Source organism: Paralimibaculum aggregatum (assembly GCF_030270585.1).
Lineage (GTDB): Bacteria > Pseudomonadota > Alphaproteobacteria > Rhodobacterales > Rhodobacteraceae > Thermohalobaculum > Thermohalobaculum aggregatum.
Window position 1 is genome coordinate 43,422 of the sequence record NZ_BSYI01000015.1, and the last position, 13,125, is coordinate 56,546.

Below are 13,125 nucleotides of genomic sequence, written 5' to 3' on the forward strand. Positions count from 1 at the left end.
CCGCCTCCCCTGCATGGAGAATATAGCGGGAACATCCGACAGGCGGCACGTTGCGTCAAGTCACCCGCCCGTGACCCGCGCGTGACCCGGGCACGACCCGGTCAAGGGGCGCCCGCCGCCTCCCATGGGTGGGCAGGTGCAACGCCGAAGCCGGCGCGCCGGTGCAGGGGCGGGGGAGGCGGCGGGCGCCCCCTCCGCCGGCGCCCCCGGCCGTGTGCCGGGGCTCAGCCGCGCAGGTCCGGCGCCCGCGCATCCTCGGCGATCAGGCCGAGTGCCTCGCCGAAGGGCATCACCTTCTGCCCCTGCTGGCCGAGCCGGCGGACGGCGACGGTGCCGGCCTCCACCTCCTGCCGGCCGATCGCGAGGATATAGGGCACGCCGGCACTGGAATGCTCGCGGACCTTGTAGTTGATCTTCTCGTTGCGCAGGTCGCTCTCGACCCTGAGCCCGGCATCGCGCAGCCGCTGCGCCAGCACCTCGGCATAGGCGTCGCCGTCCGAGACGATGGTCGCCACGACCGCCTGCACCGGGGCGAGCCAGGTCGGGAAGCGCCCGGCGCAGTTCTCGATCAGGATGCCGAGGAAGCGCTCGAAGCTGCCGAGGATCGCGCGGTGCATCATCACCGGGCGCGCCTTGTCGCCGTCCGGCGTGACGTATTCCGCGCCGAGCCGCTCGGGCAGGTTGAAATCCGCCTGAAAGGTGCCGCACTGCCATTCGCGCCCGATCGCATCGGTCAGCTTGAAGTCGAGCTTGGGCCCGTAGAAGGCGCCCTCGCCGGGATCGACCTCGTAGTCGTTGGTGACCTTGCGCACCGCCGCCTCGAGCGCCGCCTCGGCCTTGTCCCAGACCGCATCGGAGCCGACGCGCACCTCCGGCCGGGTCGAGAGCTTGATGTCGAAGCGCTCGAAGCCGAGATCCCGGTAGACCGAGCCCAAGAGGTCGATGAACCGCGCGGTCTCGTCCTCGATCTGGTCCTCGGTGCAGAAGATGTGCGCATCGTCCTGGGTGAAGCCGCGCACCCGCATCAGCCCGTGCATCGAGCCCGAGCTCTCGTAGCGGTGGCAGGAGCCGAACTCGGCGAGGCGCAGCGGCAGGTCGCGATAGCTCTTCAGCCCGTGATTGTAGACCTGCACATGGCAGGGGCAGTTCATCGGCTTCAGGGCGTTCACGCGCTTCTCGTTGGCATGTTCCTCGTCGATCTCGGTGATGAACATGTTCTCGCGATACTTGTCCCAGTGCCCGCTGGCCTCCCAGAGCTTGCGGTCGACGACCTGCGGGGTGCGGATCTCCTGATAGCCCGCGGCGGTCAGGCGGCGGCGCATGTAGTCCTCGAGCACGCGGTAGACCGCCCAGCCCTTGGGGTGCCAGAACACCATGCCCGGCGCCTCCTCCTGCAGGTGGAAGAGCTGCTGCTCGCGGCCGATGCGCCGGTGGTCGCGCTTGGCGGCCTCCTCGAGCATGTGCAGATGCGCCTCGAGCTCGGCCTTGCTGGCGAAGGCCACGCCATAGATCCGCTGCAGCATCTTGTTGCGGCTGTCGCCGCGCCAGTAGGCGCCGGCCACCGACATCAGCTTGAAGGCATCCGCCGGCACCTGGCCGGTATGGGCCAGATGCGGGCCGCGGCAGAGATCCTGCCAGTGGCCGTGCCAGTACATGCGGATCTTCTGATCCTCGGGGATCGCCTCGACCAGCTCCACCTTGTAGAGCTCGTTGCTGGCCTCGTAGTGGCGGATCGCGCGGTCGCGCTCCCAGGTCTCGGTGGTGACCGGCTCGCGCTTCTCGATGATCTGGCGCATGCGCTTCTCGATCGCCGCGAAATCCTCCTCGGTGAAGGGCTCCTCGCGGTCGAAGTCGTAGTACCAGCCCTTGTCGATCACCGGGCCGATGGTGACCTTGGTCTCGGGCCAGAGCTCCTGCACCGCGCGCGCCATGATGTGCGCGCAGTCGTGCCGGATCAGCTCCAGCACGTCCTGGCGGTTGGCCTCGTCCTTGGCGGTGAGGATGGCGAGCTTCGCATCCGCCTCCAGCGGCTCGGAGAGATCGGCCAGCCGGCCGTCGATCTTCGCCGCCAGCGCCGCCTTGCCGAGCGACTTGGAGATCGCGGTCGCCACCTCGGCCCCGGTGGTGCCGCGCGGAAACTCGCGCTCGGCGCCGTCGGGTAGGGTGATCGTGATCATCTCGCTCATGGCTCTCATCCGCTCAGGGGTTGCATGGGATCGTCGTCGTGGAACGGGCGGCAGGTTTCCCGCCGCCGCGCGGGCCTGTCAAGGCGGCCCGTTGCGCCCGGCGCTCAGGGTTGCGGTGCGGTGTCCACCATGCGGCGCCCGCGCAGCCGCTTGCGGGCGAGCTCGGCCAGCGGGCGGCGCAGCTCCGAGCGCAGGAAGGGCATCGCGTCCGCCGCCGCGAAGGCTGCCTGCTCGCGCCGTGCCACCCGGCGCCAGAACGCGGTGTCGAGCCGGGTGCGGCGGTCGAGCTCGGCGGCGTCCTCGGGCGCCAGCATCTCGCGGCGGAGCGGCTCGATCCCGGTCTCCGCGCGCCAGCCATGGGCGGTGTTGGCGGCCTCCGCCGCCTCGGGAATGCCGAGCCGGCGCGAGAGCTCCGCCACCAGCCGGTCGCAGTCCGACACATCGCCGATGAAGTCGAACGCCGCGAAGGCCGCCTCGAGCCGCGCGAGCTTTTCCCCGGCATCCATCCGCGCCAGCCGCGCCCAGGGCAGCTCGAGCCAGTTGGCCAGCAGGAAATGCGCCAGCGGGTCGGGCGGCATGCAGGCCAGATGCAGGCCGAAGGGATAGCCCGCCTGCCCCAGCGAGCGGTAGCGCGCCATGCGGTAGTTGTACCACGACAGCACCAGCGCCTGCGGCTCGCGCATCAGCACCGAGCGGCGGATCGCCCGGCCGGCGAAGCGCGCCTCCACCGAGCGCCCGATATAGTGCCCGGAGATCGCCCGGATCGCCTCCGGCGGCGCCGGCATCCGGCCGTTGTACTTCCGCCCGAAGAGCTCGATCGGCACCGCCCGCCCGCGCCGCCGCGGCGACCAGAAGGCCTCCGGCCCGAGATGCTTGAGCAGATGCACCTCGATGGTGCTGCCCGCGCATTTCGGGATGTGCAGCACGATCTCCAGCGGCTGCCCCGCCGCGCCGCTCACAGCGAGACCCCGAAGCTGCGCCCGGCGGCCCGCTCGTAGACATCGATGGTCGCCCGCTGCATCGCCTTCACCGTATAGCGCGCATGCACCCGCGCCCGCGCCGCGAGCCCCATATGCGCGCGCTCCGACGGGTCGAGCTTCAGCGCCGCGTCCAGCGTCTCGGCGAGCCGCGCCACATCGCCGGGCGGATAGAGCCAGCCGGTCTCGCCATGCACCACGGTCTCGCGCGCGCCGCCGTGATCGGTGGCGATCACCGGCCGGCCCATCGCCTGCGCCTCCACCACCACGCGGCCGAAGGCCTCCGGATCGGTCGAGGCCGAGACCACCACGCTCGCCACCTTGTAGGCGGCGGCCATGTCGGTGCAGCCGCCGGTGAGCCAGACCTGCTGCTCGAGCCCGTGCGACTTGATCCGGTTCTCCAGCGCGCGGGCATACCAGTCCTCGCCGCCATCGCCGACCAGCAGGATCAGGAAATCCGCGCCGCGCCGCTTGCGCAGCAGCGCCGCCGCCTCGATCAGCCCCTCATGGCCCTTCCAGCGCGTCAGCCGCGCCGGCAGCAGGATCACCGGCCGCGGATCGTCGAGGATGCCCCAGCGCTCGGCCAGCGCCACGGTTCGCTCGGCGCTCACCGCATCCTCGGAGAACACCGAGATGTCGGCCCCGCGCGGGATCACCACGATGTCCTCCTCGCGCACCCGGTGGCGCTCGGCCACAAGCTGGCCGATGAACTCCGAGACCGCGATCACCGGGCGGCCCTTGGCCATCACCGCGTTGTAGAACCGCTTGAAGGGCAGGTCCTCGTTGTAGGTCCCGTGATAGGTCGTCACGAAGGGCACGTTGCAGCGCCGCGATGCGAGATAGGCCGACCAGGCCGGCGCGCGCGAGCGGGCATGCACGAGGTCGATCCGCTCCTCGCGGATCAGCCGCGCCAGCAGCCCGGCATTCTGCCAGATGTTGAACGGGTTCTTGGTGGCGAGGTTCATCTCGAAGATCTCGGCCCCGGCGCGCAGCATCCGCGGCACCATCTGCCCGCCGGTGGTGGCCACCACCGCGCGCCCGCCGGCGGCCACGATGGCCTCGACGATTTCCAGCGTCCCCCGTTCGACGCCGCCGGTATCGAGCCGGGGCACCACCTGGAGGATTCCGAGCGGGTTGTGCCCTTCCTGCGCCGCGATCAACCGGCTATGGTCCCGGGCGCTCTGGCCCGTGATGGAGGACGCCGACATGACCGCCCCGGAATTCCTCGAACGCGCTTCGATGCGACGCATTGCGTATCACAGGCTGCACGCGAAAGGCGATGGGTCAAAGCTGCCCGGCGTGGTTTTTCTCGGTGGCTTCCGTTCGGACATGGAGGGCACCAAGGCGCTCTGGCTCGAGGACTGGGCGCGGGCGCGCGGCCGGGCCTTCCTGCGCTTCGACTATTCCGGCCACGGGCAGAGCGCCGGCGACTTCCTCGACGGCTGCATCGGCGACTGGGCGGAGGATGCCGAGGCCGCGCTGACCCATCTGACCGACGGGCCGCAGGTGCTGGTCGGCTCCTCGATGGGCGGCTGGATCGCGCTGCTGCTGGCGCGGCGGATGCCCGAGCGGGTGGCGGCGCTGGTCGGCATCGCCGCGGCGCCGGACTTCACCGAGGATTCGATGTGGGCCGGCTTCGACGCCGAGCAGCGCGCGGCGCTGGCGCGCGACGGCCAGGTGGCGCTGCCCTCGGACTATTCCGACGAGCCCTATGTCATCACCCGCCGGCTGATCGAGGACGGGCGCGAGAACCTCGTGCTGCGCACGCCGCTCGCCCTGCCGTTCCCGCTGCGGCTGCTGCAGGGCACCGCCGATACCGACGTGCTGCCGGAGGTCGCCACCCGCCTGCTCGGCCATGTCGATTGCGCGGATGCCCGGCTGACCCTCGTCAAGGGTTCCGACCACCGCTTCTCCGGGCCGCGCGAGCTGGCGCTGCTCGACGACACCCTCGACGCCCTCACCCCCCATCTCGCCGCCTGAACCCGATGCGCCTCGGAGAGATCGCCGACAGCCTGCTCGAGCGGGTCGAGACCGCGACGGAACGCGCCGGCGCCTGGTTCGAGCCGAGCCTGCGCATCGGCGTCACCGGGCTCTCGGGCGCCGGCAAGACGGTGTTCATCACCGCGCTCGCCGCCAGCCTGCTGCATCGCGGGCGGCTGGCGGGCTTCGCGCCGGAGGCCGAGGGGCGCATCCTCTCCGCCGGCCTCGGCAGCCAGCCCGACCCGGCGCTGCCGCGCTTTGCCTACGAGAGGCATCTCGAGGCGCTCACCGCGGTGCCGCCGCGCTGGCCCGAGAGCACCCGCTCGGTCAGCCAGCTCCGGATCTCGCTGCGCCACCGGCCGGCCGGGATCCTCGGCGGCATCGGCGCCGGCGGGGTGCTGCATGTCGACATCGTCGACTATCCCGGCGAATGGCTGGTCGACCTGCCGCTGCTGGAGATCGACTACGATGCCTGGGCCGAGGCCGCGCTGGCCGCCGCCCGCAGCCCGGCGCGGCGCGCCCATGCCGCCGGCTGGCTCAAGGCGCTGGCCTCCGCCGACCCCGCCGCCGAGCATCACGAGCCGGCGGCCGAGGCGTTGGCCGCGGCCTTCTCCGACTATCTCGCGCGCTGCCGCAGGGCGGGGCTCGCGGCGCTGGCGCCCGGGCGCTTCCTGCTGCCGGGGGATCTCGCGGGCTCGCCGGCGCTCACCTTCGCCCCGCTGCCGGCCCCGGAGGCGCCGCGGAAGACCAGCCTCCATGCCGAGATGCGCCGGCGCTTCGAGGCCTACAAGCGGGTCGTGGTGAAGCCCTTCTTCCAGGACCATTTCGCCCGCATCGACCGGCAGGTCGTGCTGATCGACGCGCTCGGCGCGCTCGCCCACGGGCCGCGCGCCTTCGGCGACCTGATGGAGAGCCTCGAGGGCACCCTCGCCGCCTTCCGCCACGGCCGCGCCGGCTGGATCGAACGCCTGCTCGGCGGCCGCCGGATCGACCGGCTGCTGATCGCCGCCTCCAAGGCCGACCATCTGCACCATTCGGCGCATGGCGCGCTGACCCGGCTGGTGGAGGCGATGGTGTCCGAGGCGGCCGGGCGCGCCGCCTATCGCGGCGCCGAGCTGCGCGGCGTGGCGCTGGCCGCGATCCGCGCCACCGTCGAGCACGAGGCCAGCGCCGGCGGCCGGCCGCTCGCCATGGTGCGCGGCCGCCGCGCCGATACCGGCCGCGAGATCGCCGTCCATGCCGGCAGCCTGCCGGACGACCCGGCCGCCCTGATCGCAGCCGCCGCCGATCCCGGCACCGCCGCGGCCGACTGGCCGGACGCCGCCTTCGCCCAGATCCCCTTCGCGCCGCCCCGCTGGAGCACCGATGCCGGCAAGGGCCCGCCGCATATCCGCCTCGACAAGGCGCTCGACTTCCTCATCGGCGACCGTATGGAGTAGCCCATGGCCAGCGACCGACCCGGCCGGAACGGCCGCCCCACCGGCCCCCGCCGCCCGGTGATCCTCGAGATCGACGAGGCCGGCCCGGAGCCCGCCCCCGGCCCGGCCGAGGCGCCGCCGGTGCCCGACGAGCCGTATCCCGACACGGAGGAGGCGGCCGCCGGCCCCCCCGCCGCCGAGCGCGCGCTGCGCCGCGCCGCGCGCAGCAGCCGCACCTCCTGGATCGGCCGGCTGTTCTGGACCGGGATCGGCGGGCTCGTCGCCCTCGGCCTGACGCTCTGGCTCACCGAGTTCGTCGCCCGGCTCTTCGAGCGCGCGGCCTGGCTCGGCTGGCTCGGCGCGGCGCTGCTGGCGGCGGCGGCGATCGCGCTGCTCGCGGTGCTGCTGCGCGAGGCGGCGGCGCTGGCCCGGCTCGGCCGGGTCGAGGGGCTGCAGCGGCTCGCCGCGAGCGCGCTGGCCAGCGAGGCGCCGGGGCCGGGGTTGCGGCTGCTCGAGGGGCTGGCCGGGCTCTACCGCGCGCGGCCCGAGCTCGGCGCGGCGGAGACCCTGGCCCGCGGCCGCGGCATCGCCGAGGGGCCGGACATCGTCGCCTTCGCCGAGCGCCGCCTGATGCCGGGCCTCGACACCGCCGCCGAGGGCGCGGTCTCGCGCGCCGCCGGCCGGGTCGCGACGCTCACCGCGCTGCTGCCGATGCCGGCGCTCGATCTCCTGCTGGTGCTGCTGGTCAACATCCGGATGATCCGCCGCATCGCCGAGATCTATGGCGGACGCGCCGGCTGGCTCGGCTCCTGGCGGCTGCTGAAGGCGGTGGCGGCGCATGTCGTGGCGACCGGCGCGATCTCCGCCACCGACGACCTGCTCGGCCCGCTGGTCGGCGGCGGGCTGCTCGGCCAGCTCTCGCGCCGCTTCGGCGAGGCCACCGTCAACGCCGCCCTCACGGCGCGGGTCGGCACCGCGGCGATCGAGGTCTGCCGGCCGCTGCCGTTCCGGGCCCGGCCCGCGCCGAAGGCCCGCAATCTCGTGCTCGGCGCGCTCAAGGGCTGGCGCGGCAACGGGCGCTGAGGCCGTGCCGCGCCCCGGCCGGGCCGGGGGCGGGGCGGGCGGGTGGGCGCCCCCGGTCCGGGCGGGGCGCGGCACGGCGCCTGGCCCCCTCGCATCGGCGGGGCGGGCCAGGGCACGCCGCTCCCGAACGCCCGGACCACGGCCATCCCGTGCCCATGCCGGAACCGCCGGCACGCGCTCCGGGCCGCGCGCCGCTTGCCAAACCGCGCGCGCTGAGGCATCGGGCGGGCCATGCCGCGGATGAAGCTCACCCTCGAATATGACGGCGGCCCGTTCCAGGGCTGGCAGCGCCAGGAGAACGGCCCCTCCGTGCAGGCCGCGCTGGAGGCCGCGATGGGCGCCCTCGAGCCGGGCCCGCACACCGTGCAGGGCGCCGGCCGCACCGATGCCGGGGTGCATGCCACCGGACAGGTCGCGCATCTCGACACCGGGCGGGACTGGGATCCCTTCCGCCTCGCCGAGGCGCTCAACTGGCATCTCAGGCCCGCCCCGGTCGCGGTGCTCGCCGCCGAGCGGGTGGCCGACGGTTTCCACGCCCGCTTCGACGCCATCGGGCGGCGCTATACCTACCGCATCGTCGCGCGCCGGGCGCCGCTGGTGCTGGAGCGCGGCCGCGCCTGGCGCGTGCACGGGCCGCTCGACGCGGAGGCCATGCGCGCCGGCGCCGCCCATCTGGTCGGCCGGCACGACTTTACCACCTTCCGCGCCGCGCAATGCCAGGCGCAGTCCCCGGTGAAGTCTCTTGACAAAATCGTGATCGAGGAGATCCACACCGCGACCGGGCAGGAGATCCGCCTGCATTTCGCGGCGCGCAGCTTCCTGCACAACCAGGTCCGCAGCCTCGTCGGAACCCTCGAGCGTGTCGGGTCAAGGCGTTGGCTTCCCGAGAGAATCCGGGACGCCCTCGCGGCACGCGACCGCGCCGCCTGCGGCCCGGTGGCCCCGCCGCAGGGCCTCGCTCTCACCCATGTGATCTACCCGGAGGTTCCACAGTGATCCGCCGGTGATCCGTTTGACCGCCCGCTCCGTAGAAAGTTCATCCATGACGGACGAACGGCAGAGAGAAGGGATGGGCCAGATGGCAACGACTTTGCAAAGCGGCGATCACTCGGTGGCGCGGATTGCGATGGCGGCGGAACTGCTCGATGCGGATACCGAGCTGACGCTCGCCCGGGCATGGCGCGATGACGGCTGCGAGCAATCGCTGCACCGGCTGGTCAACGCCTATATGCGTCTCGCGATCTCGATGGCCGCGAAATATCGCCGCTATGGCGCGCCGATGACGGATCTCACCCAGGAGGCCGGCGTCGGGCTGATGAAGGCGGCCTCGAAGTTCGACCCGGACCGCGGCGTGCGCTTCTCCACCTATGCGGTCTGGTGGATCAAGGCCTCGATACAGGACTACGTGATGCGCAACTGGTCGATGGTGCGCACCGGGTCGACCTCGTCGCAGAAATCGCTGTTCTTCAACATGCGCCGGGTGCGGGCGAAGCTGGAGGCGGAGCTTTCGGCCGAGGGCGACATGCCGACCTCCGAGGAGATCCGCCGCGAGATCGCCGCCGAGCTGGGCGTGCCGCTGCGCGATGTCGAGCTGATGGAGGCGCGGCTCTCGGGCTCGGACTTCTCGCTCAACGCGCAGCAGTCCGGCGAGGAGGGGCGCGAATGGGTCGAGACGCTGGAGGATGACGGCGCGCAGCCCGAGGAGGAGGTCGCCCGCTCGCGCGATCTCGGCACCGCGCGGGGATGGCTGCGCGATGCCTTCGATGCGCTGACCGAGCGCGAGCGGATGATCATCGCCGCGCGGAAGCTCTCCGAGACGCCGGAGACGCTGGAAAGCCTCGGCAGCAAGCTCAAGCTCTCCAAGGAGCGGGTGCGCCAGCTCGAGGCGCAGGCGCTGAAGAAGATGCGCAACCGGCTGGAGACGGTGCATGGCACCGCCGTCGGGGAACTGGCGCAGGCGTTCTGAGGCGATGGCGGCGCGCCCGCAGCGGGCGCGGCGCGCCTCCTCGCTTGATGATCGCGCCGGCTTGTGCCACATGGGCCGCGGAGGCCCCGTGGCTCAACTGGATAGAGCAATCCCCTCCTAAGGGATAGGTTGCAGGTTCGAGTCCTGCCGGGGTCACCACCGCCACGCGGGCGGTGGTGCAGGCTTTGCGGATCGCGCCGGTCGCGCCTCAGGCAAAGGCCCAGACGCCCTCCTCCACTTCCGTCAGGTTGTTGAGATAGAGCGTCTCCTCGGCCACCGCGGTCTCCTCGGCGAGATCCGCCAGCACCGAGCCGCGGCTCGCGCCGCCCTCGAGCTCGGCCAGCGCATCGGCATAGAGATCGCCGCCGGTGTCGAGATCGACGTTCTCGAAGACCCGGTCGAGGAAGTCCGCATCGGAAAGTTCGCCCGGCGCGCCGAACTGCAGCGCGAACTCCTTCGACAGCACGAAGGCCTCGCTGATGAAATCGAGGCTGGCGCCGCTGTCGAACACGTCCACCCAGAAATTGTAGCCGCCGAGATCGAGCACCCGTGCCAGCGAGAGATCGAACAGCCGCCCGAGCGCCAGCAGATCGTCCGGCGCCTCCGGCGCATCGGCCACCTCGCCGCCGCCGCCGGTGACGAAGAGCAGCGCCTCCGACCAGACCTCGCGGCCGACCTCGCGGCCCAGGTCGCGGCCGTTGAGATCGCCGTCGTCGAAATGGATGCCGCCATAGATCCGGCTGATCCCGGCCTCGTCGGCGGCCGCCGTGAAGGTGTCCCAGGCCAGCGTCACCGCCTCTGCCGGCGTGGTGCCGGGCTCGAAGAGCGAGCCGCCGGCCTCGAAGGTGACCGAGCCGCCGAAATCGTCGGAGCCGGCGAAGCTCTTGAGCACCTGCGCCGCGGCCGCGGAGAAGGCGCTGTGCCCGGAGGTGTACTCGGCAAAGGGCGGCGAGGGATCGGCGCCGGGCTTCTGATAGGGAATGAAGTTCTCGGCCAGGATCGTGCGGGTGCCCTCGTCCACACCGGCCCAGGCCTCGATCACGAAGCCGTCCTCACCGGTGAGCTCGTCGGTGCCCGCCTCGCCGATCAGCCCGAGCGCCCCGAGCTCGCGGATCGCGCGCACCGGCCGGGTGTAGTCGTAGAACACCTTCGATTCCCAGGTGGCGATGCCGGCATCGAACACCGCGTTGCCGAGGGCGAGGAACAGCACCGCGTCCTCGTCGAGCGTGTTGTCATGGCTGGCCGAGACGAACTCGCCGAAGGTCATCCAGGTGCCCGGCGGGAAGGAGGTGCCGCCGCCATCCTCCCAGAACTCCGCGATCAGCTTCTGCTCGTCGGTCAGCGCGGCGGAGGCGGTGACCAGCCGTTCGGCCTGGGCGATGAATTCGGGGTTGATGACCGAGCCGACGAGTTCCGGGCTGACCGCCACCGGGGCCGGGGCCTCCGGCCCGTTGAAGGTGATCGTCGCGGTCTCGATGTCGAGGGTCGCGTCCACGCCCTCGACGAAGAAGCCGGCCGGCGGCTCGGGCCGCATCGCCGCCGCGTCGTCGAGCGCGAAGGGCGTCACGCCGCCCCAGTGCGCGGTCAGGAAGACCTGATCGGGGCTGTCGTCCTCCGGGTCGATCGGCACGTTCTCCGGGGTCCAGCGCGTGATGTCGACGATCGCCTCGGAGGAGAGATTGACCGGGGCATAGCCGGAGGTGTCGGCATAGCCGTTCTCCTGGTTGGAGCCGTCGCCGCGGCGCTCGGCCATCAGGGTCTCGGCGACCAGCAGCCCCAGCGAGGCCGGGCTGTCCGGCGCCACCAGCCCGAGATTCACCGGAAAGCCGAGCTCGGCCATCGCCGCGTCGAAGATCTCGCCCTGCTCGGGGAACAGCTCGCGCAGCACCGCATAGGCGGCAAAGCTCATCGCCTCGGTCTTGTTGGCCTCGGTGTTGTCCACCGCCGCCTGCTGCAGCGTGTCGCCGACGCTCACGCCGACCGCCACCGGATCATAGGAGGCCCAGGCGTCGAAGATCGCGGTATGGGTGAGCGCGTAGGCGCGCGAGGCGATGGTCGGGCCGACCGCGGTCTCGATCACCGCGGATTGCACGGCCTGGTCCCAGATCACCGAGACCGTCGGGGAGGGATCATCCACCGTCACGCGGGCGGTTTCCGGATCGAGGACGAGTGCGATATCGTCTTCCATGAGATTTTCCTGCATATTCCCAAGCGCAACCCGCAGACGATATTCGGGACCACGGGTAAACGGAAGATTGTTTCGTGAAGCGAGGTATTACGTCGCGGCGAACGCCTCGATTGCCCGTGCCGCCGAAACAATTCCGTCTTCCATCGAGAGCGTTTCGGCGATCCGGCCGGCGGCCTCCGCATAGGCCGGGCGGCCGGTCAGGGCGCGGAGCCGCTCGGCCAGCGGCCCCGGCGCGAGGCGCTTCAGCGGCAGCGGCGCCGGCCCGCAGCCCAGCGCGGCGATGCGCGCGCCCCAGAACGGCTGGTCGACGCCCGCCGGACAGATCAGCATCGGCCGCCCGGCATGGAGCGCGGCGGCGGTCGTCCCCGCGCCGCCGTGATGGACCGCCGCCGCCATCAGCGGAAACAGCGCATCATGCGGCGCGCCCTCGATCACGTGGACAGCCTCCGGCGCACCGGCCGCGGCCTCGGCCGAAAGCCCGCCCCAGCCGGTTGCGAGCACGGCGCGGAGCCCGGCGCGGCGCACCGCCTCCACCACCACGGCGGTAAGCGGCCCGGCCTCGGTGGCCGACATCGAGCCGAAGCCGACATAGACCGGCGCCGGCCCCGCCGCGAGGAACCGCGCGAGGCCCGGATCCGGCGCCCAGCCTTCGCCCTCCGCCAGTCGCCAGTAGCCGGTGAGGCGCACCCGCTCCGGCCAGTCCGCCGGGCGCGGCAGCACCGCCGGCGAGACCGCGCAGAGCTCGAGCGGCGCCGGGCGCGGGCAGCGATGCCCCGGGCCGAGGCCGAGCCGCTCCCGCCGCCAGCGGTTGATCTCGCCCATATAGGGCAGCCGTGCGAGGCCGGTGAGCCGCCAGCTCAGCCGGTTGAGCACGCGTCCATAGCGCTGCCCCGAGACGATCACCGGAAAATCCCCGGTCGGCGCGAGCGGCACCGGCGATGCCAGCACCCGGCGCAGCCCCATCGCCTCGGCGACATCCTCGGCGCCCACGATCTTCGGATGGTGCAGGATCAGGTCGGCCCCCTCCGCCGCATCGGCCACCGCCTCGAGCGAGGCGCGCACCATCGGCAGCACGCGGCTCCGCCAGACATGCCGCAGCGCCCACCACTGCCCGCGCAGGATCCGCGCGATCTCGGGGTCGGCCATCAGCCCCCGGATGTCGGCCTCAATGGTCCGCGCGGCGATGCCATGGCGCCCGATCCAGGGCCCGAACCCCTCCGGCGCCCAGAGCGTCACCTCGTGCCCCCGCGCGGCCAGCCCCTTCGCGAGTGCCAGGATGGGCTGCACGTCGCCCCGCGTGCCCAGCGTGATCGCGGCGATCCGCATC

Annotated in this window: 10 protein-coding genes and 1 tRNA gene; 6 read left to right on the forward strand and 5 right to left on the reverse strand. The window is 72.3% G+C overall.

Annotated elements, in window-relative coordinates:
- Positions 1-224: 224 nt before the first annotated feature.
- The 3 genes from thrS to QSJ97_RS11025 form a co-directional block, all read right to left on the reverse strand.
- The gene (thrS, locus tag QSJ97_RS11015; RefSeq protein WP_285671811.1) at positions 225-2,186 is read right to left on the reverse strand and encodes a threonine--tRNA ligase; all 1,962 of its coding nucleotides are present in this window, start codon (positions 2,184-2,186) and stop codon (positions 225-227) included.
- Positions 2,187-2,290: 104 nt separating this feature from the next.
- Complete coding sequence (locus tag QSJ97_RS11020; protein WP_285671812.1) at positions 2,291-3,145, reverse strand: hypothetical protein; 855 nt, start codon at positions 3,143-3,145, stop codon at positions 2,291-2,293.
- Positions 3,142-4,323 carry a glycosyltransferase family 4 protein gene (locus QSJ97_RS11025; protein WP_285671813.1) on the reverse strand — a complete coding sequence of 394 codons (1,182 nt, stop codon included), beginning with the start codon at positions 4,321-4,323 and terminating at the stop codon, positions 3,142-3,144. Before QSJ97_RS11025 ends, QSJ97_RS11020 begins: the two co-directional genes overlap by 4 nt.
- 46 nt (positions 4,324-4,369) lie before the next feature.
- Between QSJ97_RS11025 and QSJ97_RS11030 the strand changes: the two genes are divergently transcribed.
- The 6 genes from QSJ97_RS11030 (at position 4,370) to QSJ97_RS11055 (ending at position 9,769) form a co-directional block, all read left to right on the forward strand.
- A complete protein-coding gene (locus QSJ97_RS11030) occupies positions 4,370-5,143 on the forward strand; it encodes an alpha/beta hydrolase (protein WP_434220909.1) in 774 nt (257 codons plus the stop codon).
- A 5-nt stretch (positions 5,144-5,148) separates the two neighbouring features.
- Positions 5,149-6,582, forward strand: coding sequence for a YcjX family GTP-binding protein (locus QSJ97_RS11035; protein ID WP_285671815.1), 1,434 nt, complete (start codon positions 5,149-5,151; stop codon positions 6,580-6,582).
- 3 nt (positions 6,583-6,585) lie between these two features.
- On the forward strand, positions 6,586-7,644 hold the full coding sequence (locus QSJ97_RS11040) for a TIGR01620 family protein (RefSeq protein WP_285671816.1): 1,059 nt from the start codon (positions 6,586-6,588) through the stop codon (positions 7,642-7,644).
- Between the two features lie 231 nt (positions 7,645-7,875).
- On the forward strand, positions 7,876-8,640 hold the full coding sequence (gene truA / locus QSJ97_RS11045) for a tRNA pseudouridine(38-40) synthase TruA (protein ID WP_285671817.1): 765 nt from the start codon (positions 7,876-7,878) through the stop codon (positions 8,638-8,640).
- Positions 8,641-8,722: 82 nt separating this feature from the next.
- Positions 8,723-9,610, forward strand: a complete 888-nt coding sequence (locus QSJ97_RS11050) for an RNA polymerase factor sigma-32 (RefSeq protein ID WP_285671818.1) — start codon at positions 8,723-8,725, stop codon at positions 9,608-9,610.
- A gap of 82 nt (positions 9,611-9,692) precedes the next feature.
- Positions 9,693-9,769: transfer RNA gene (locus tag QSJ97_RS11055), tRNA-Arg, on the forward strand.
- Between the two features lie 49 nt (positions 9,770-9,818).
- On the opposite strand, the gene QSJ97_RS11060 is transcribed toward QSJ97_RS11055, so the two are convergent.
- Entirely contained in the window at positions 9,819-11,798 is a 1,980-nt protein-coding gene (locus QSJ97_RS11060) for a vanadium-dependent haloperoxidase (RefSeq protein ID WP_285671819.1), read from the reverse strand.
- Positions 11,799-11,885: 87 nt separating this feature from the next.
- Positions 11,886-13,124 (reverse strand): glycosyltransferase, encoded by a 1,239-nt coding sequence (locus QSJ97_RS11065; protein ID WP_285671820.1) that lies wholly within the window; start codon positions 13,122-13,124, stop codon positions 11,886-11,888.
- Position 13,125 lies beyond the last annotated feature (1 nt).